Origin of the sequence: Stenotrophomonas sp. MH181796, from assembly GCF_009659995.1 — a bacterium.
Lineage (GTDB): Bacteria > Pseudomonadota > Gammaproteobacteria > Xanthomonadales > Xanthomonadaceae > Stenotrophomonas > Stenotrophomonas riyadhensis.
Genome location: NZ_RAHU01000008.1, coordinates 17,147 through 36,878, shown reverse-complemented (window position 1 = coordinate 36,878; position 19,732 = coordinate 17,147). Strand labels below are relative to the sequence as shown.

Sequence of the window (19,732 nt, the reverse complement as noted above, 5' to 3'; positions counted from 1 at the left end):
GCGTATGCTGGCGGCCTGTCCGCCTCGATCAGGTATCGTCATGCACCTGCGCCGCTTCACCAGCCTTGTCCTGACCGCGCTGCTTGCCGCCTGCAGCAGCGCACCACCGGCTGCCGATACGACCGCGGCACCTGCCGCAGGCACCAGCCCCGAAGCCACCGAGGCCTACCGCGAAGCACGTGACGTCGACTGCCAGGCCGCCGGCGGCACCCTGCAGCGGCTCGGCCGCCTGCAGCGCGAGCAGTGCGTGATTCCCTATGCCGACGCCGGCAAGGCCTGCAGCCGCAAAAGCGACTGCACCGGCCAGTGCCTGGCCACGGGCGAAGTGGCCGCCGGCAGTCCGGCCACCGGTACCTGCCAGCGCGACGCCAGCCAGAACTTCGGTTGCCGCCAGCGCATCGAGGATGGAAAGGCGCTGGGCACGATCTGCGTGGATTGATCGTAGTGCCGGCCGCTGGCCGGCAACCTCATGAACCCTTGCGAACGGTCGCATGATTGCCGGCCAGCGGCCGGCACTACCGGCATCGCGCGGCGCTATGCTGGTGGGCCATTCCCCGCTGTTGCCGGAGCCCCCGCGTGAGCACTTCGATCCAGGACATTTCCCTCACCACCATCGACGGCCAGCCGTCCTCGCTTGCCGACTACCAGGGCAAGGTGCTGCTGCTGGTCAACGTCGCCTCCAAGTGTGGCCTGACCCCGCAGTACGAAGGCCTGCAGGCGCTGTATGCGGAAAAGCACGCACAGGGCCTGGAAGTGCTGGGCTTCCCCGCCAACAACTTCCTCGGCCAGGAACCGGGCAGCGAGGCGGAGATCCAGCAGTTCTGCCAGCTCACCTACGACGTCAGCTTCCCGCTGTTCTCCAAGATCAGCGTGGCCGGTGACGACACCCACCCGCTGTACCAGCAGCTGACCGCCGCGCAGCCGCAGTCGATCGGCGAAGGCCCGCTGCGCGAGCGCCTGGCCAGCAAGGAGATCCCGATCCACGCAGCACCGGCGGTGCTGTGGAACTTCGAGAAGTTCCTGGTTGGCCGCGACGGCAAGGTCATCGCGCGTTTCGCCCCGGACGTGGCTGCCGATGACGCGCGCCTGCGCGAGGCCATCGAGGCAGCGCTGGCCGCCTGATCGGTCGGGGTCGGATCCCTTTCCTAGGGAAAGGGCTCCGACCCCATTCAGGGCCACAAAAGAAAAACCCCGCCGAGGCGGGGTTTTTCATGCGCTGCAGGCCGGACTCAGTGCGTCCACTGCGGCATCGGCATCGCATCGACCGGGATCGGCGAATTGGCATCGTCGTGGCCACGGTCGCGCTTGCTGCGCAGATCGTTCTCGATCTGGTAGTTGCGGCGCTGCATCCACGCATCGCGTACCAGCGAGTATTCGTCCACGGCGGTGTCACGCAGGTCGTCGATCGCCAGCAGCTGTGCGCGGGTGTCGACCAGCTGCAGGCCCTGCAGGCCGATGCGGATCTTGTCCTCTTCGATGCGGCGGATCGGCGACAGCGGAATGTCACCGGCCAGGCCGAACACATCGCGCACGGTGCGAGGGCCGAAGAACGGCAGTTCCACGTAACGCGAACGACGCCAGCCCCAGGCACCCAGGGTCTGGCCGAAGTCCTCATTGCGACGCGGCACCATCGCCTTGCTGGCCGGATCGAACAGGCCGCCGATACCCAGCGTGCTGTTCATCAGGAAGCGGCCAAGGCTGTCCCAGGCATCGGCACCGCGGCCCTGCAGCAGCTGGTTGGTGATCGTCACCGGTGCGCGCAGGTTGCTGAAGAAGTTGCTGACGCCGGTGCGCGCGAAGCGTGGCACCACGTGGGTATAGGCGGTGGCCAGCGGACGGGCGATACCACGGTCGACCGCGTTGTTGAAGGTGTGCACCTTGCGGTTGAACGGTTCCCACGGGTCGTAGGCCGCTGCACTGCCGGTGTTGCCGGGACCACCGTAGAGGGCATCGAAGTCGTCGTCACCGCCGGGTGCGGTGGCGGCTGCGGTCTTCGCCGCGTCAGCCTCGGCACTGACCGCCGCAGGGGCGGGTGCAGATGCAGTGGCGGCCGGCGGATTGGCCACCGGGGCGACCGGTGCAGCGTCAACCGTGCCGGTGTCGGCGACCACGGCCGGGGCCTCGGTTGCGGCACTGGCCGGGACCACGGTGCTGGCCGCCGGCGCATCGCTGCGCGCGGGCTTGCCGGCACAGGCGGTCAGGGCGGTGGCCAGGACGATCAGGGGGAGAGTGCGTACGACGTTCATGTCAGCTCGCAGCAGAAGTAGCGTTGAAATCCAGGTCGGGCGACAGCCGGTAGGCCGCGCTCAGCTCGTTGTAACCGGCCGGTGCGCCGGAGATCGCCAGCGGATGGCCGGCCTTGCGTGCACGTGCCGCCAGTTCGGCCAGCAGGGCCAGGCCGGCGCTGTCCACGCGCTCGACCTCGCCCAGTTCCAGTCGTGCCAGCTGTGCCGGCAGCGCCTGCAGCTGTGGCCACAGCGCGATCACCGCGGCACGGTCGAGCACCCCGCGCAGGCGCAGGGTGTCGCCTTCTAGCAATGCCAGTGCGTTACTTGCCATTGCCCGCGGGCCCGGCCTGCATGCTGCCGCTGTGCAGCTCGGTGGCCACCTGCTTGATGCCCTTCTGGCGCAGCGGAGTGTCGAACTGGTTGCGGAAGGTCTGCACGTAGGAGATGCCTTCGATGTTGACGTCGAAGATCTTCCACTGGCCGTTCACGTTGCGCATCCAGTACTCGACCGGGGTCGGCTCGTTGCCGGCGCGGACCAGCTCGGTGCTTACGCGCACGCCGCGGTTGCCCGGCAGCGGGCTTTCACCCTTCAGGCGGAAGCTCGGCTTGCCCTGGATGTTGAGCAGGGTCGAGCCGTAGCGCTGCATCAGGCTGTCGGCCATGGCATCGGCGAACAGCTTGATGTCGGCGTCGGAGGCGCCACGGGCGTGCGGGCCCAGCACCAGGCGCGCGGCGTAGTCGCGATCGAAGGTGCGGGTCAGCTCGCTGTCGATGTAGCTGCGCAGGCTGGCCGGGTTGCTGGTGAACTCGCTCTTGCGCTGCTGCAGCGTGGACAGGATGCGGCTGCTGGCATCGATCACCACCTTGCCGGCCTGGCCCTGCGTCGCGGCAGCGGCGGGAGCGGCGGCCTGTGCCTGGGCCAGGAACGGAGTGGCTGCCAGCAGCGCCGAGGCGAGCAGGGCCGGGATCAGTTTCATCTTCATGGTTGCGGTTCCGTTGCAGGCGCCTGCGCGCCATCGTTGGGCTTCTGAGCAGCGCCGCCACCGGCGCCGCCACTGAACATGTACTTGCCGACCAGCTGGATCAGGTCCACCGCCGGCTGGGTGAAGACGATCTCGTCGCCGGCCTTCAGCACCTCCGGATCACCGCCCGGCTGCAGACCGATATAGCTCTCGCCGAGCAAACCACTGGTGAAGATGCCGGCCGAGGTATCCGCCGGCAGGTCCTTGACCTTGCTGTCCATGCGCAGGGTGACGATGGACTCGAACTTCACCGGGTCCAGGTCGATCGCGGCGACCTGGCCGACAGTGACGCCGCCGATCTTCACCGGCGCCTGCTTGCGCAGCTGGCCGACCTGGGAGAAGCGTGCCTTCAGCTCGTAGCCTTCGCTGCCCCAGCTCCAGCGCTGGTTGGTCGAGGCCACGGCCAGCACCATCAGCGAGGCCAGGGCCAGCAACAGGAACGCGCCGACGGAAAATTCGAGTCTGGGACCGCGGATGGCCATGTGGATTACCTGATCGAGTCGTTGTGGCCGCGCGCGCCTGCGCACCGCCGGTGGAGGGGTTAGGTGAACAACATTGCCGACAGCACGAAGTTGAACATCAGCACCAGCAGCGAAGCATTGACCACCGCACGGGTGGTCGCCACCGAAGTGCCTTCAATGGTGGGCTCGGCGTGGAAACCCACATAGGCGGCAACCAGCGCGGCAGTGCCGCCGAAGATCGCCGACTTCAGCATTGCCACGCCGAAGTCGTCCCAGAAGTCCACGCTGTTGCGCAGCGCCGACCAGAACACGCCGTTGTCCAGGCCCAGCACGTGCACCGCTTCGAAGTAGCTGGCACTGATCGCCAGCGAACAGAAGATGCCGGTCAGCAGCGGCACGGTCAGCACCGCCGCCCAGAAGCGCGGCGCCACCGCCTTGGCCACCGGGTCGATCGCCATCAGCTCAAGCGCCTTGATCTGGTCGGTGGCACGCATCAGGCCGAGTTCGGCGGCGATCGAACTGCCGGCGCGGCCGATGAACAGCAGCGCGGTCAGCACCGGCGCCAGCTCGCGGTACAGCGACAGCCCGAGCAGGGTCGACAGCGCGTCGGCCGCACCGAAGGTGGTCAGCGTGCGGTAGCCCTGCAGGGTCAGCACCAGGCCGACGAAGGCACCGCCGACGGCGATGATCGGCAACGAGCGCGCACCGATCTTGTAGATCTCGCGGGTCAGCTCGGCCAGGAAATCACGGGTTGGCAGCGAACCGCGCAGCACGGTCAGCGAGAACAGGCCGGCGCGACCCAGCGAGCGGGTGGCTTGGACGAACGGCATCAGGCGACCCTCGCGCGCGGCGCGGCATCGAACGGGATGGGGCCATCGGGCTGGCCGTGCAGGAACTGCCGCAGCAGCGGGTCCTGGCTGGACTGCAGCGCCTCGGGCGTGCCCTGGAACACGATGCCGCCATTGGCGATCGCGATCACCTGGTCGCAGATCGGCAGGGTCTCGTGCACGTGGTGGCTGACGATGATGCTGGTCAGGCCCAGGCTGTGGTTGAGGCGCTGGATCAGGCTCATGATCACGCCGGAGGCGATCGGGTCCAGCCCGGTCAGCGGCTCGTCGTAGATCATCAGCGGCGGGTCCAGTGCCAGTGCGCGGGCCAGCGCCACGCGGCGTGCCATGCCACCGGACAACTCGCGCGGCCAGGCGTCGGCGGCGGCCAGCAGGCCCACCGAATGCAGCTTCATCTGCACCAGCCGGCGCAGCACGGCGGCCGGCAGGCGGGTGTGCGTGCGCAGCGGCAGCGCGACGTTCTCCGCCACGGTCAGGTCGGTCAGCAGCCCATTGCCCTGCAGCAGCACGCCCACGCTCTTGCGCATTTCAAGCAGCGCGGCGCTGTCATGCGGGATCGGTTTGCCGAACAGGGTGACCTCGCCAGCGACCGGGCGCAGTTCGCCGGTCAGCGCCGCCAGCAGGGTCGACTTGCCGCTGCCGGATGGACCGAGCACGGCGGTGATGCTGCCCTTGGGCACCTGCAGCGACACGTCGCGCAGGATCGTGCGCCCGCTCCGGTCGATGCGGACGTTGGATAACTGCACCAGACTGGAGGTGGAAGCCGACATGGGCACCATTAACGTTTTTTAGACATCGAAGGATCGGGCCAGCCGGCTGAACATAAGCAGACTGGACGGTGCAGTATTGTTGCACGACACGTCCTGGCGCAGGCCGGGACAATCGGCCGGCATCCCGGAACAATCCGTACCGCTGGCGGGCCAACCATTGAATACTGCCTGCCGTCCTGCACACTGTGCATGATGAGTGACCCAGGCAGCGATTTCCGCCTCTACCATTCCAATTCCCTGGACGTGCTGGCCGCGCTGCTGGCACGCAACGTGCGCGCGCCCGTACCTGGGCAGCCACTGCTGGCGCCGGAAGTGGTGCTGATCCCGCAGGTGGCGATGCGCCGCTGGCTGCAAGCGACACTGGCCGCGGAATTCGGCGTCGCCGCCAACCTCGAATTCCTGACCCCGGGCGAGTTCGTGGCCCGCGCACTGAAGGCCAACGTCAGCGGCGAGCAGGACGACCTGGACGCGGCCGGCCTGCACTGGAAGCTGTACCAGGCCCTGTGCGACCCGGCGTTGCTGGCGCAGCCACCGATGCGCGCGCTGCAGTCCTATCTTGCCGGCGATGACGCATTGAAGCCGTGGGCGCTGGCCGGCGAGCTGGCCTCGGTGTTCGAGAAGTACCAGGCATGGCGCCGCGATTGGCTGCTGCGCTGGGCGGCCGGTGCCGATCCGGCCGATCCGCAGGCGATCCTGTGGCGCACCATCACCCACGGCCACGACTATCGCGCGCGCCGCATCCAGGAATACCTGGAGCGTTTCGAAGGGGCCGGCCAGCCGTTGCCACAGGGCTTGCCGCCGCGCATGTCTGCGTTCGCGACGCTCAACATCTCGCCCGACGTGCTGCGGGTGATGGCCACCCAGGCGCGGGTGGGCGAGCTGCACTTCTATATGCCCACCCCGGTGCAGTCGTACTGGGGTGACCTGCAGACACTGGCCGAGCGCCTGCGCAGCGGCGCGCCCGATCCCTTCGGCGAAGCAGCCGGCGAAAACCGCCTGCTGGAAGCCTGGGGCGCAGCCGGCCGCGACTTCATGGCGGTGCTGGGCAGCTACGAGGTGGTGCACCCTGCTGGCGAGATCGCCGCCTATTCCGATCCGGAGGAGGACACCCGCCCGACCCTGGATGAAGGCGGCCTGTCCGACAGCCTGCTGCATCGCCTGCAGCGTGACCTGTTCCACCGCCGCGCACTGCCCTCCGGCGAGCTGCGTGACGGGCTGCGCAGCGACGATCCCAGCCTGCAGGTACACGCCTGCCATACCCGCCTGCGCGAACTGCAGGTGCTGCACGACCAGCTGCGCAGCCTGCTGCAGGACCCGCGCTTCGACCCGCCGCTGCAGGCGCGCGAGATCGCGGTGCTGGCGCCGGACATCGATCCCTACGTGCCATACCTGGAGGCGGTGTTCGGCGGACGTGGGGGTGAGGAGGAGCACATCCCCTATGCGCTGGCCGACAGCAGCCCGCTGGCCGGTGAACCGCTGGCCGATGTGTTCGTGCACCTGCTGGGCCTGCCGGTCTCGCGCTTTGGCTTGAACGAAGTGCTGGACCTGCTGGCCAGTGCACCGCTGGCCGAAGCGGCCGGTCTGGAAGCGGTGGACTTCGACCGCTTGCATGGCTGGTTGCAGCAGGCGGGCGCACGCTGGGGCCTGGATGCGAAGCACCGCAACCAGCACCAGGCACCGGCCGACGACGCCTACACCTGGCAGTTCGCGCTGGACCGCCTGGTGCTCGGTCACGCGACCGGCAGCGAGGCCGATCTGGCCGGTGTCGCACCGTGGATCGAGCTGGAGGGCGGCGCATTGGAAGCGCTGGACCGGCTGCTGCGCCTGTTGCGCGTATTGGCGGTCTACCAGCGCCGCCTCGGTGAGCTGCTGACCCCGGCGCAGTGGCGGCAACGCCTGCTGTCGCTGCTGGACGCGCTGCTGCCGACTGCGCCCAGCTCGCCCAACAGCCAGCGCGCCCTGGAGCGCCTGCGCAAGCTACTCAACCAGTTCGCCGATGATGCCGCCAAGGCCGGTTTCGCGGACGGGGTGCCGCCGGAGGTGGTGCGCGCGCACTTCGCCGGCGCGCTGGGCGAGGCGGATACGCGCGCACCGCTGCTGACGGGTGGCATCAGCTTCGGCCGCATGGTGCCGATGCGCCTGCTGCCGTTCCGGGTGATCTGCGTGCTCGGTCTCAATGATGGCGATTTCCCGCGCCGTGACCCGGCGGCCGGTCTCAACCAGCTCACCGCCGAGCTGGACACGCCGCGCCGCCGTCCGGGCGACCGCTCCACCCGCGAAGACGATCGTTTCCTGTTCCTGCAGCTGTTCGCCGCCGCGCAGGAGGTGTTCTACCTCAGCTACCTCGGTGCCGATCCGCGCGATGGCAGCGTGCGCGAGCCGTCGGTGCTGGTCAGTGAACTGATCGATGCCGCCGCCACGTATCACCTCGATCCGCCTGCGGTGGTCCGCGACTTCACCGTGCGCCACGCACTGCAGCCGTTCTCGCCAGCCGCGTTCGGTGACGGCGATCCACGCCGCTTCAGCTATCGCCGCCAATGGCATCCGGCCGCCGGTCGCCTCACCGGCCAGCGTGGGGGCCTGCAGCCGTGGTTCGATGCCCCCTTGCCGCCGCCGCTCGACGATGCGGTGGAAGACGACGTCGCACTCGATACCCTGCGCCGCTTCCTGTGCGACCCGGCCGGGCAGTTCCTCGCACAGTCGCTGGGCCTGCGCCTGGCCGACGATGTCGAGGACGTCGATGACCTGGAACCGCTGGTGCTGTCCTCGCGCGGGCCGGAGAAGCGCAGCGTACAGGCGGCGGTGGTGCGCGCCACGCTCAGCGGCGATACCGAGCCGTTGTACCCGCGGCTGCGCGCGCGTGGCCTGCTGCCGTCGGGCCCATTGGGCGAGCGCCAGTTCGAGGTGGAGCAGTTGAAGACCCGTCCGTATGCCAGTGCGTTGCTGGGCTGGATGCAGGGCGAACCGCTGGAAAGCCGTCGCTACGAAGTGGACATCGACGGCGTGCGCCTGCATGGCCGCGTGGCCGATCGGCATCCCGAGGGCCTGGTGCGCCTGCGCGCCGGTACCCTCAATGGCAATGCGGTGATCCGCCAGGGCCTGGACTGGCTGCTGGCCAACGCCGCCGGCGATGCGCTGCCGCTGGTGCAGTTCCACGATGGCGGTGACGCCGGTCCCGGCCCGCATGTGCTGCCGGCACTGAGCGCTCCCGCTGCACGCGCCGCACTGCGTGCACTGCTGCAGCTGCGCCAGCGTGGCCTGCGCGAGCCGCTGCGCTTTGCCCCGTACACCGGCTGGGTGCTGTACAACGCGCCGGCAGAAAAACAACGCAGCGAAGGCTGGAAGCAGTGGCATGGCAGCGACCGCAGCTGGGGCGAATCCAGCAGCGACGCCTGGCAGCTGCTGTTGCGCGGTGCCGACCCGTTTGCCACCGACGCCAGCTATGCCGACCTGCTGCGCAACAGCCAGCTGGTCTTCAGTGCGGTGCGTGAAGGCCGCGCCCTTGGCGCCGACACCAGCCAGGAGGGCAGCGCATGACCCCCGCCATCGCAGATGAGGAAACCCAGCGCATGGCGGGCGATCCCTACCTGGCCCTGCCGCTGGATGGCATCCGCCTGATCGAGGCCAGCGCCGGTACCGGCAAGACCTTCACCCTGGCGACGCTGTTCACCCGCCTGGTGGTGGAGCAGGGCCTGCGCATCGGCCAGATCCTGGCGGTGACCTTCACCGACGCTGCCACCCAGGAACTGCGCAAGCGCATCCGTGAGCGCCTGGCGTTGGCCGCGCGCCTGGTCGATCTGGAACCGGCCGAGGGTGAAGCACCCGACGCGAGACTGACCCGCGACGTGCTGCAGCGTCATCTGCAGGGCGGCTCCGAGAGCGCCGCTGCATTGAAGCGCCGCCTGCAGGTGGCTGCCGACGAAATCGACCTGGCGTCCATCTTCACCATCCACGGCTTCTGCACCCGCGTGCTGCGCGAGCATGCGCTGGAAAGCGGCCACACCTTTGATCCGCCGGAACTGCTGGCCAGCGATCGTGAACTGCTGGAGGAGCTGGCCGCTGATCTGTGGCGGGTGCATGCCAATGACCCGGCCACATTGGAGCCGCTGACCTGGTTGTGGTCCAACCCGGACGCGCTGGCCGCCGATCTGCGCGCGCTGCTGGGCACGCCGCCACTGCACCCGTTGCCACAGCCGGTGACGTTGGCTGATCCACACGCGGCGCTGCAGAGCGCGGCCGAGGCACTGTCCGCAAGCGTGCGCGAACATGGCGAGCAGTTCTTCATCGACCTCTGCGATGCCGTCGACAACAAGTGGATCAATGGCGTGTCCTACAAGCTGGGCTGGCTGCACCCTCTGGGCCGCCAGCTGCTGGCCTGGGCCGAGCACGCCGACCCGCGCGAGCTGCTGGCCGGCGAGCGCCTGCCGGCGCTGCTGCCGGAGGTGCTGGCCGACAAGACCAACAAGAAGTTCCCCGACCGCACGCCGTCGTCGCCATTGCAGGCGCCGTTGGCGCGCTATGTCGCGCTGCTGGCCGAACGCGATGCCTGGTTGCGTGGTACCGCGCTGAATTTCCTGCACACGCTTCGCGCCGAAGCCACGCAGCGCCTGCAGGCGCTGAAGCGCGCGCGCCGGGTACAGACATACGACGATCTGATCGATGGCGTAGCGCTCGCCCTGGAAGGCCCGCAGCGGCTGATGCTGGTCAAGCAACTGCGTGCGCAGTACCGCATCGCGCTGGTCGATGAGTTCCAGGACACCGACGATCGCCAGTGGGGCATCTTCCACACCGTGTTCGGCGATTCGCCGGAGGTGCGCGAACTCGGCCTGGCGCCGGCGCTGTTCCTGATCGGCGACCCCAAGCAGGCGATCTACGGTTTCCGCGGCGGTGATATCCACACCTACCTGAAGGCCAAGCAGGTGGCGCAGCAGGCGCCGGTGCTGGACCAGAACTTCCGCTCGCGACCGGCTGTATTGCGCGCGTTGCAGGCGCTGTACGACAACGGTGGCGAAGACGCCTTCCTCGAGCGCGACATCCAGTTCGAGCCGGTGCGGCCCGGTGGCGTGCGCATCGACGAGGACTACCAGCGCGACGGCCATGCCGCCACGGCACTTACCCTGCGCGTGCTGCGCAGTGGCGGTGACAAGGCGATGAGCGCCGACGCCTCGCGTGAGGCCGCGACCCAGGCCTGCGTGGCTGCGATTCACCAGATCCTGGTCGAGGCGCGTGCGGGCAATGCCGTGTTGCGTGGGCGCCCGGTGCAGCCCGGTGACATCGCGGTGCTGGTGCGCTCGCATCGCGAGGCGACGCTGGTGCAGCGCGCGCTGGCCGCGGTCGGCATTCCCGCCGTGGCGGCCGGCAAGCAGAGCCTGTTCGCCACCAGCGAAGCGCGTGATCTGCGCGCGCTGCTGCTGGCGCTGCTGCAACCGGCCGACGAAGGCCGCTTGCGTGCGGTGCTGGCCACCGTGCTGCTTGGCAAGCGGGCAAGTGCGATCGCCGCGATGGAGCGCGAGGGCGACCTGCAACGCGAGTTCCAGGCGCAGCTGCTGCACTGGCGCGAGCGTTGGCAGCGCGGTGGACCGTTCGCGGTGATCGCCGATGTCTGTGCTGCGCAGGGCGAACGTCTGCTGGCGCTGATCGATGGCGAGCGCCGCCTGACCAATTACCTGCAGCTGGGTGAACTCCTGCAGGAAGCCTCGGCGCAGGCGCTGGGCATGCATGGCCTGCTGGACTGGCTGCAGGGGCAGATGGCCAGCGCCGACCAGGATGACGAGCAGCAGCTGCTGCGCCTGGAATCGGATGCGCGCCGCGTGCAGATCATCACCCTGCACAAGAGCAAGGGCCTGGAGTACCCGCTGGTGTTCCTGCCCTTCGTCGGCATCGACGGCGGCGCACCGAACACCGCCTCGCACTGCACCGTGCACGTCGGCGGCCAGCGCCAGCTGCACTGGAAGCTGGACAAGGATGAGGCCTGGGAAGCGGCCAGCAGCCAACGTGAGCGCGAGCAGCGCGCCGAGGATGCGCGCCTGCTGTATGTCGGCCTGACCCGTGCCGAACACGCGTTGTGGATCGCCGTGGGTGATCTGGCCGGGCTCGGCAGGACACGGCTGGCGCCGTTGCTGGGCGACCTGCAGGCGCTGCGCGCGCATGCCGACGTGCACATCGATGACAGCGAGACAGCGGCCGCGCTGCCGCAGCTGGCGGCCGAAGTGGAAGGTGACCTTCCGGCGGTGCGTGCCCTGACCCGGCGCGTCCCGCACGACTGGTGGGTGTACAGCTTCACCCAGCTGGCGCATGCCGATGCGGGCGCTGACAGTGATATCGAAGCCGCCGCTACCGAGCTGCCGGCGCCCGCCGCCGATGAACCCGCGGGCCCGGAACTGCCGCTGGAACCGGCACTGCCGGAACCCGCTGCGGCGGCCGAAGACAGCACACCTGTCGACCCGCGCTTCATGGGCAGTCGCTTCGGCAACGTGCTGCACGAAGCGATGGAGAACGTCGACTTCGCCGCATGGGGTGACTGGCAGCCAGGCCTGCAAGCCCCTGAGGGCCAGGCCGAGGTGCTGCGCAAGGCACTGCACGACGAAGGCTATGCCGACGTCGATCTGGACGATGGCGTGGCCGTACTGGTGCCGCTGGTCGGCCACACGCTTACCGTGCCGCTACCCGAAGGCGGCGCGCTGCACAGCCTGGGTGAAGGCGAGCGTCGCGCGGAAATCGACTTCCATTTCGCCATCGAGCCGACCACGGTGCCGGCGCTGCTGCAGGTGCTGCATGCGCACGGTGTTTCCAGCACGCGACGCGGCTTCGGCCAGCGCCGCCGGTTGGAAGGGCTGATGACCGGCATGATCGACCTGACCTACGTGCGCGACGGGCGCTGGTACGTGCTCGACTACAAGTCCAACCGCCTGCCCGGTTACAGCCCGGACCTGCTGGCCATTGCCATGCGCCACAGCGAGTACGACCTGCAGGCACTGATCTACACCGTGGCCCTGCATCGCTGGCTGCGTTTCCGCCTGGGTGCGGCCTACGACTACGAGCGCGACATGGGCGGCATCCGCTACCTGTTCTGCCGCGGCCTGGATGCCGCCGGCAACGGTGTGCATGTGGACCGCTTTCCGTTGGCGCTGGTGGATGCCCTGGATGCGTTGTTCGCCGGTGGCGAACAGGCCCAGGCCGAACTGGCCGCGCGTGCCCGTGGAGCCAGTGCATGAGCCTGCTGAAGGAACTGCACCAGAAGGGCCTGCTGCGCACCCTCGACCATGCACTGGCGACCAGCCTGCAGCGGCTGCGCGACGACACGCCCGAGAGCGTGGCGTTGGCGGCCGCGCTTGCGTCGCTGGCGGTATCGCAAGGCCATGCTGCGTTCGATCCGGCGCAACCGCAGCGGTTGCTGGAAGGCGTATCCGAGTGGCCTGCCGCACAGGACTGGCTGGCACAGTTGCGCGCATCGCCGTGGGTCGCGACACCCGAGCAGGCCGATGCCATCGCCGAGGATGCGCCGCTGGTGCTGGAAAACGGCCTGCTCTACCTGCGCCGCTACCGCGAGTACGAGCGTCAGCTGGCGGCCGGCCTGCAGCGTATCGGCCGGCATCCGCTGCCGGCGCCGGATATGGCGGCGCTGGCACCGTTGTTCGCGCAGCTGTTCCCGCAGGCATCGGGCAGCGAGGATCACCAGGCACGCGCTGCCGGCGTGACCCTGCGCCATCCGCTGGCACTGGTCACCGGCGGCCCCGGCACCGGCAAGACCACCACCATCGCGCGCCTGTTGCTGCTGCTGGCCGCGCAGGCCGGGCACGCCGGCCAGCCGCTGCCTGAGGTGGCATTGGCCGCGCCCACCGGGCGCGCCGCCGAGCGCATGGCCGAGAGCCTGCGTGTGGCTGTGCAACGCCTGCAGGAACAAGGACTGGACCCGGCGCTGTGCGCGGCGCTGCCCAGTACCGGCACCACCCTGCATCGCCTGCTCGGGGTGATTCCTGATTCACCGCGCTTCCGTCACCACGCCGACAATCCGCTGCCGGTGGACGTGGTCGTAGTCGACGAAGCCTCGATGATCGATCTGCCGATGATGGCCAAGCTGGTCGATGCGATCGCCAGTGGCACCCGGCTGATCCTGCTCGGCGACCCCGATCAGCTGCCGTCGGTGGAGGCGGGCGACGTGCTCAGCGCGATCCTGCGTGCAAGCGGTGATGGCATCGGCACCCGCGCCGACGATGCGCAGGCGCTGTATGGCCTGCTGGCGCCGGCCACCTTGCAGCCACAGGCCGCACCACGCGCCTTCGCCGGCCGTCGCGTACAGCTGCAGCGCGGCTACCGGCAGAGCAATGCGCTGGACCTGGCACCGCTGGCCCATGCCGTGCGCGAGGGCGACAGCAGCACCGCGCTGCAGCTGCTGCGCAGTGGTGAACTGGCCGGCGTGCATTTCCACGAAGGCGAAGCCGATCCGCTGCGTGGCCAGCGCGAGCACCTGCTGGGCCATTGGCGTGCACTGGCCGACGCCGCCGATCCGGTACGGGCGCTGCAGCAGGCCGGGCGCCTGCGCGTGCTGACCGCACTGCGCGAAGGCCCGCAGGGCGCACGCGGGCTCAACAGCCGCATTGAACAGCTGCTGGCCGGCAATGCGCCGGGCTATTTCCAGGGCCGGCTGCTGCTGGTCACCGAGAACAGCTACCGTCATCGCCTGTTCAACGGCGATATCGGCATCTGCCTGCGCGATGGCAGCGGCGCGATGGTGGCCTGGTTCCCAGGAGATACCGTTGACCAGCCGCGCGCCTTCCACCCGGCGGCACTGCCCGCGCACGAAAGCGCCTTCGCGATGACCGTGCACAAGGCGCAGGGTTCGGAGTTCGACGAAGTGTGGCTGCAGCTGCCGCGCCAGGACAGCCGCGTGCTGTCACGCGAACTGGTCTACACCGGCCTGACCCGCGCCCGCCAGGTGCTGCATGTGGCCGGCAGCGCCGATGTGCTGCAGGCCGCATTGAAGCGCCACGCCAGCCGCTTGGGTGGTCTGGCCTGGCGGCTGGGTGCGGAAGCAGTGGCCGAAGCACCGGCGCGCATTGAACAGCCCACGGTGCAGGGCACGTTGTTCTGAAACGGGGTCGGATCCCGTTCCCAACGGGAGCGGGCTCTGACCCTCGTCGCCGAGGCACGCATGCTCCGGGTCAGAGCCCTCCCTCCGGGAGGGATACGACCCTACGTCATTCAGCGATCAGTACCAACCCATCCGGGAACACGATGGCCGCTTCATCAGCACTCACGTCGAAGAAGCCCACGCCGTGCTTCTCGGCCAGATCCTGCACGCGGCAATGCGCGCGCTCGGCCACCGAATAGGCGAATGCACCGTAGATCACCTGACTACCGATGCTGTACTCGGTCACCTCGGCACGATCATCGTCGTCATTGCTCAACGGCCCGTTCATCGGCGGGAACTCCTGCGCCATCTCCGCGAACCACGCCTGCAACGCGGGACTGCTGACGGCCGGGTCGTCGTACTCGTGGCGCTCGTTCCACTGCGTCTGCTTCTCAAACCAGGCGATGAAGGCCGCCGCCTCGCGCGGGGCCGCACTGGCCTCGAACACCATCATGTCGTAACTCATTGGAGCTTCCTGTGCTGAGCGGGGGTCAGAGCCTTCGCCGGGGGCGAAGGATCCGACCCCTGCGCGGAGTCTGTGGACGCACAGGGTAGCGCGCTACGGCTGCGTCGCCGCACTCATCGCCAGCCCCGGTGCCAATGCCTTGGCCTCCGGGAACAGCGCGAAGCGCAGGCCGATCAGGCCCATCAGCGCCTCGTCGCGCGCCTTGCAGGCGGCCACGCTGCCGACCCGGCCCAGCGAGGTATCCAGCCGCTCGCGCAGCGCTTCGGCGGCCACAATCGGTTTGCGCGCAGCGATCTGCCGGCGGTAGTGCACGGCGATCTCTTCCAGGATGTGCTCGACTGCTTCGCGGCTGCGTTCGGGCAGTTCCAGCCGTGCGCGACGCAACTGCAGGATGTTCAGGCCGATGCGCGCCTCGTTGAGCATATCCACCGAGGCGATGTCGCTGCCCTCGGGCGTCGCTGCCAGGCGCGGTGCGAGCAGGCCCAGCAGGTCGAGCATGCGTGCGGCGAAGCGCTGGCGGTCCTGCTGGCCACGGCCTTCGGCGGCCTCGGCCAGCGTGGTCCAGCCCTGCCGCACCAGGCGGCGTGCGGTCCACTCGGCACCCACCGAACGGAACAGGCGGGTCATCACCACCGCAAAGCCAATGCCGATGAACATCGCGATCGACGAGTTGAGGAAGGTCTGGATGTTGGCGCTGTAGGTGTTCTGCAAGCTCAGCAGCGCTGCCAGGTTCACCGTCAGCGGCAGCGCGAACAGCGCGCTCTTCGGATGGTGCAGCATCAAGCCCAGCGGCAGGAACACCACTGCCAGCACCAGCGCCAGCAGGCCGAAGTCGTGCACCGCCGGGAACACACCGAACAGATACACACCGGCCACCACCGAGGCGACCATCGCCCACACCAGGAACGACACCATGCTCGGTGCCGGGTCGTCCTGCGCGGCGAAGAATGCAGCGGTCACCGCGGCCATCATCGCGCCGTTGCCACCACCTTCCCAACCCAGCGCGATCCACAGCACGCAGTAGCTCATCAGCGCCACGCCGGCACTGAGCGCGGAGAACAGCGCCATGCCGTAGTCGACGTGCTTGTCGGCGGCCACGCGTTCGGTGCGGATGCGGTAGTGCGCGCGGTCCAGCGGCGCGGTGCCGTGGTCGATCGCGTGCTGCAGCGTGCGGCAGTCCTGCCACAGGTCCACCAGTTCCTCCAGGCGCAGCAGCAGGCTGGCCAGCTGCAGGTGCTGCAGGTCGCGGTCCACCTGCGGCTTCAGTGCGCTGATGCGCGCGCGCAGGCGGGCGTACTCGCTGGCGTTGGTCGGCCCGTCCAGCCAGTCGTGGATGTCATCGACCAGCGCCGGCAGCCCTTCCGGCAGGGCCTGGCCATCGCTGCGCAACGCGCTCAGGCGGTCGGCAATCGAGGACAGCACCGGCAACAGCAGCAGCATGCGCTCGCGCAGGCGCTCCATCGACACCGCCGAACCGGCATGGCGCGGATCATCGCGGCGCAGGAACTCGATCAGCGCCTCGAACTGCACCAGGTCGGCGGCCAGCCGGTTGCGCGGCGCATGCGCGCGGCCACGTTCAAGGATCTGCCGGCACCACTGCGCGGCGTCCTCCATCCAGTTGCCGATGCGCGCCCGCAGCATCGGGCGTACCGAGGCCGGGAACAGCAGCGACGCGAACAGCACCGCCACCACCGTGCCGAGGATGATCTCCTCGCTGCGTGCCACCACCGTGTCGAAGATGGTTTCCGGCGAGGTCACGGCCGGGAAGCCGATGAAGGCGGTGGTGTAGCCGGCCAGCAGGAAGGCGTAGCCGCGCGGCCCGCGGTTGAGCAGGGCCATGAACAGGCAGCCGGCCAGCCAGATCGACATCGCCGCGCTCAGCACCAGCGGCGTCTCCACCAGCGCCGGCAGCACCAGCAGGGTGGCCAGGCCGGCCACCAGGGTGCCGACGATGCGGTACACGCCCTTGGCCCGGGTCGGGCCCAGCAGCGGCTGGCTGACGATGTACACCGTGCCCATCGCCCAGTACGGGCGCGACAGGTTGCCGGCCATGGCGATGTACAGCGCGGCCACCGCGGCCAGGTAGGTCTTGATCGAGAACAGCCAGGCCTGGCGGTCGGTCAGCGCGTTCATGGCTTACTTCGCTGCGGTCGAGGCGTTGGGCGCGGCGGCGCTGGCCTGCCAGCCACCACCCAGCACCAGGAACAGGTGGATCTGGTCGCGCGAGACCTGCGCTTCGGCGGCCGCCAGGGTGGCGTCGCTGGTGGCCAGGCTGCGGTCGGCATCCAGGCTGGACAGGTACGGCGTGCGGCCGCCCTGGTACAGCCGGTGGTTCTGCTCGGCGGCCAGTGCGGCCTGCTCCTGCGCGATGCGCAGCGACTGTAGCCGGCGCAGGTCCTGCGCGTAGCGGTCCAGCGCGGTCTGGGTCTCGCGCAGCGCCTGCAGCACGGTGTGGTCGAACTCGGCCAGGGCTGCATCGGCACCGGCTTCGGCGGCGTGGATGCGCGCGTGGGTGCCGGACGACGGCAACGTCCACGAGATCAGCGGGCCGATCGACCACTGCTGGGTCATCGGCGTGCCGAAGTCCTCCAGCAGGCCGGCGGCACCGAGCGAGGCACCCAGGCGGATGTCGGGGTACAGCTCGGCGGTGGCGACACCAATCCGTGCCGTGGCCGAGGCCAGCTTGCGTTCGGCCTGGCGCACGTCCGGGCGACGCTGCAGCAGCGCACGGCCATCACCGACCGGCAGCGGCTGCGCCAGGGCGGGGGCGTGCGCGCAGTCGATCACACCGGCCGGCAGCTGGCCCGGGGTCTGCCCGAGCAGGGCGGCCAGCGAATAGGCGGCCGCCGAACGCTGCGCCTGCAGCGGCGGCAATGCAGCTTCCAGCAGCGCCACCTGGGCATTGGCGCGGGCCAGCTCCGGCGGCGTGCCGCGGCCGGCCGCGATCAGGCGCTCGGTGACCGTGCGGCTGCGCTGCTGCAGCTGCAGCGAATGCTCGGCCACGTGCAGTTCGTGGTTGGCATGGCAGATTTCCAGGTAGCTGTCGGCCACCTGGGCGACCACGCTGACCTGGGCCAGATCGCGCGCTGCGGCGACCGACTGTTCGTCGGCTCGCGCCGCTTCGGCGCCGCGCTTGAGCTTGCCGAACAGGTCGAACTGGTAGCTGACCGCGAACTTGCCATCGGCCAGGTTGATCACCGGCAGCTCGTGCTCCTGCAGGAACGATTCGGCCGACAGCTGTGCGCGGCTGACCCCGGCCTCGGCCTCATACTCGAAGCCGCCAGCGTCCAGTGCCTGCTCGTACACCGCTGCGGCGCGACGCAGGTGCGCATCGGCGGCCTTCAGTTCCACGTTGTCCCGCAGCGCCTGGGTGATCAGGCCATCCAGCACCGGGTCGTTGTACAGCGACCACCAGCGGTCGGGCAGCGCCTGGTTGGCGGCCACCTGCGGGTTCTGCGTATCGATGAAGGCCGCATTGGCCTGCGGGCGCTTGAACGCCGAGCCTTCCGGCAATGCATAGTCCGGGCCGACGGTCCTGCACGCGGCCAGGCTGGCCAGCGCGACGATCAGGCCGAGACGGGGAAGGGCGGCGTTCACAGGCCCGCCTGTGTCGGCGCGGCGCCGGCCTTGTCGTTGTGCGGGTGGCGGCCGGTGTCCACGGTCACCGTGGCGGTGCGGCCGGCGATCAGTTCGACGCCCTTGGGCACCTCGTCGATGGCGATGCGCACCGGAATGCGCTGGGCCAGCCGCACCCAGTCGAAGGCCGGGGTCACGTTCGGCAGCAGGGTGCTGCCATTGCTGCGGTAGCGGTCCTCGATGCCGGCGGCGATGCTCTCGACATGGCCGCGCAGCGGGGTCGATTCACCCATCAGGCGGATGTCCACGCGCTGCCCCGGCGCCACGCCGCGCAGTCGGGTTTCCTCGAAGTAGCCATCGATGCGGAACGAGCCGGTATCCAGCAGCGCCAGCACCGGCTTGCCGGCCACCACGTAGTCGCCCACGCGCATGGTGCGGTCGTTGACGCGGCCATCGGCCGGTGCGCGCACCTCGGTGCGGCCCAGGTTGAGCTCGGCCAGGTCGACCGCGGCCTGCGCGGTGGCCAGCGCGGCCTGTGCGGCCTGCAGCTTGGCGCGGCGCACTTCGGCGTCCTCGGCGGCGACCAGGTCCTGCAGGCTGCGGTCACGGCCGATCTCGCGGCGCAGCTGTGCCACCGAGGCCTGGCGCTCGCCCAGGCTGGCCTTGGCCTGCTCCAGCGCGATGCGGTAACGGGCACGGTCGACCACGAACAGCAGGTCACCCTTCTTCACCGCCTGGTTGTCGGCCACCTGCACCGTTTCCACCAGCCCGGATACGTCCGGCGCCACCTGCACCACGTCGGCGCCGACATGGGCATCGCGGGTCCACGGCTCATCCATGTAATAGACCCACAGCTGGCGCAGCACCAGCAGGGCGACGATCACGGCTGCGCTGGTGAGCAGCACCGGCAGGGTCTTCTTCACGATCTTGTTCACGATTGCATCCAACGCAGGAGGTGGAACAGCAGGCCAAGCACGATCCCGTACAGGGCCAGGTTGAACAGCGCCGGGTGCCATACATGGCGATAGGCGCCGGCACGCTGCAGCAGCGCGTGCAGGCCGCTGTTGACCAGATAGGCCAACAACATCAACCCGAGCAGGGTCGGGACGAACACTCCGTGGAGACTGAATTCACCGGGCATCGGTAGGGGCGGGGGCGAGGTGGGGGAGGGGAGGAACAACGAAACAACAGCAACGGGCAAAAGCCGCTGGCGTGTGCACGGCAGCGGCGG

16 protein-coding genes are annotated in these 19,732 nt (G+C 69.2%); 5 read left to right on the top strand and 11 right to left on the bottom strand.

The window, feature by feature from the left end; genetic code table 11:
- The first annotated feature begins 40 nt into the window (after window positions 1–40).
- The gene (locus tag D5301_RS19495) at window positions 41–439 is read left to right on the top strand and encodes a hypothetical protein (RefSeq protein ID WP_153856628.1); all 399 of its coding nucleotides are present in this window, start codon (window positions 41–43) and stop codon (window positions 437–439) included.
- Between the two features lie 137 nt (window positions 440–576).
- Entirely contained in the window at window positions 577–1,122 is a 546-nt protein-coding gene (locus D5301_RS19490) for a glutathione peroxidase (protein ID WP_324187359.1), read from the top strand.
- A 107-nt stretch (window positions 1,123–1,229) separates the two neighbouring features.
- Here the strand turns inward: D5301_RS19490 and D5301_RS19485 are convergent, their stop codons facing one another.
- The 6 genes from D5301_RS19485 to D5301_RS19460 are packed head-to-tail and all read right to left on the bottom strand — an operon-like array spanning window position 1,230 to window position 5,329.
- Window positions 1,230–2,246 (bottom strand): VacJ family lipoprotein, encoded by a 1,017-nt coding sequence (locus D5301_RS19485; RefSeq protein ID WP_153856627.1) that lies wholly within the window; start codon window positions 2,244–2,246, stop codon window positions 1,230–1,232.
- Between the two features lies 1 nt (window position 2,247).
- Window positions 2,248–2,559, bottom strand: a complete 312-nt coding sequence (locus D5301_RS19480) for an STAS domain-containing protein (protein ID WP_008266246.1) — start codon at window positions 2,557–2,559, stop codon at window positions 2,248–2,250.
- Window positions 2,549–3,211 (bottom strand): ABC transporter substrate-binding protein, encoded by a 663-nt coding sequence (locus tag D5301_RS19475; protein WP_088028135.1) that lies wholly within the window; start codon window positions 3,209–3,211, stop codon window positions 2,549–2,551. Before D5301_RS19475 ends, D5301_RS19480 begins: the two co-directional genes overlap by 11 nt.
- A complete protein-coding gene (gene mlaD, locus D5301_RS19470; protein WP_153856626.1) occupies window positions 3,208–3,732 on the bottom strand; it encodes an outer membrane lipid asymmetry maintenance protein MlaD in 525 nt (174 codons plus the stop codon). Before mlaD ends, D5301_RS19475 begins: the two co-directional genes overlap by 4 nt.
- A 59-nt stretch (window positions 3,733–3,791) precedes the next feature.
- Window positions 3,792–4,541: an MlaE family lipid ABC transporter permease subunit gene (locus tag D5301_RS19465; RefSeq protein ID WP_005414955.1), complete on the bottom strand. Its 750-nt coding sequence runs from the start codon at window positions 4,539–4,541 to the stop codon at window positions 3,792–3,794.
- On the bottom strand, window positions 4,541–5,329 hold the full coding sequence (locus D5301_RS19460; protein ID WP_153856625.1) for an ATP-binding cassette domain-containing protein: 789 nt from the start codon (window positions 5,327–5,329) through the stop codon (window positions 4,541–4,543). Before D5301_RS19460 ends, D5301_RS19465 begins: the two co-directional genes overlap by 1 nt.
- Window positions 5,330–5,518: 189 nt before the next feature.
- Between D5301_RS19460 and recC the strand changes: the two genes are divergently transcribed.
- Genes recC through recD form a run of 3 tightly spaced genes read left to right on the top strand, consistent with a single transcriptional unit; the run spans window position 5,519 to window position 14,420 of the window.
- Window positions 5,519–8,866 (top strand): exodeoxyribonuclease V subunit gamma, encoded by a 3,348-nt coding sequence (gene recC, locus D5301_RS19455; RefSeq protein ID WP_153856624.1) that lies wholly within the window; start codon window positions 5,519–5,521, stop codon window positions 8,864–8,866.
- Window positions 8,863–12,543, top strand: coding sequence for an exodeoxyribonuclease V subunit beta (recB, locus tag D5301_RS19450; RefSeq protein ID WP_153856623.1), 3,681 nt, complete (start codon window positions 8,863–8,865; stop codon window positions 12,541–12,543). The genes recC and recB overlap by 4 nt, the downstream gene beginning before the upstream one ends.
- Window positions 12,540–14,420, top strand: a complete 1,881-nt coding sequence (recD, locus tag D5301_RS19445; protein WP_153856622.1) for an exodeoxyribonuclease V subunit alpha — start codon at window positions 12,540–12,542, stop codon at window positions 14,418–14,420. The genes recB and recD overlap by 4 nt, the downstream gene beginning before the upstream one ends.
- A 106-nt stretch (window positions 14,421–14,526) precedes the next feature.
- Here recD and D5301_RS19440 read toward each other — a convergent pair whose 3' ends face one another.
- The 5 genes from D5301_RS19440 to D5301_RS19420 all read right to left on the bottom strand — a co-directional run bounded on the left by D5301_RS19440 (window position 14,527) and on the right by D5301_RS19420 (window position 19,642).
- Window positions 14,527–14,925 carry a hypothetical protein gene (locus D5301_RS19440; RefSeq protein WP_153856621.1) on the bottom strand — a complete coding sequence of 133 codons (399 nt, stop codon included), beginning with the start codon at window positions 14,923–14,925 and terminating at the stop codon, window positions 14,527–14,529.
- A gap of 93 nt (window positions 14,926–15,018) precedes the next feature.
- Complete coding sequence (locus D5301_RS19435) at window positions 15,019–17,058, bottom strand: FUSC family protein (RefSeq protein ID WP_153856620.1); 2,040 nt, start codon at window positions 17,056–17,058, stop codon at window positions 15,019–15,021.
- Window positions 17,059–17,061: 3 nt separating this feature from the next.
- The gene (locus D5301_RS19430; RefSeq protein ID WP_324187358.1) at window positions 17,062–18,522 is read right to left on the bottom strand and encodes an efflux transporter outer membrane subunit; all 1,461 of its coding nucleotides are present in this window, start codon (window positions 18,520–18,522) and stop codon (window positions 17,062–17,064) included.
- Window positions 18,519–19,436: an HlyD family secretion protein gene (locus D5301_RS19425; protein ID WP_324187357.1), complete on the bottom strand. Its 918-nt coding sequence runs from the start codon at window positions 19,434–19,436 to the stop codon at window positions 18,519–18,521. The genes D5301_RS19430 and D5301_RS19425 overlap by 4 nt, the downstream gene beginning before the upstream one ends.
- The gene (locus tag D5301_RS19420) at window positions 19,433–19,642 is read right to left on the bottom strand and encodes a DUF1656 domain-containing protein (RefSeq protein ID WP_010487502.1); all 210 of its coding nucleotides are present in this window, start codon (window positions 19,640–19,642) and stop codon (window positions 19,433–19,435) included. The genes D5301_RS19425 and D5301_RS19420 overlap by 4 nt, the downstream gene beginning before the upstream one ends.
- Window positions 19,643–19,732: the final 90 nt, after the last annotated feature.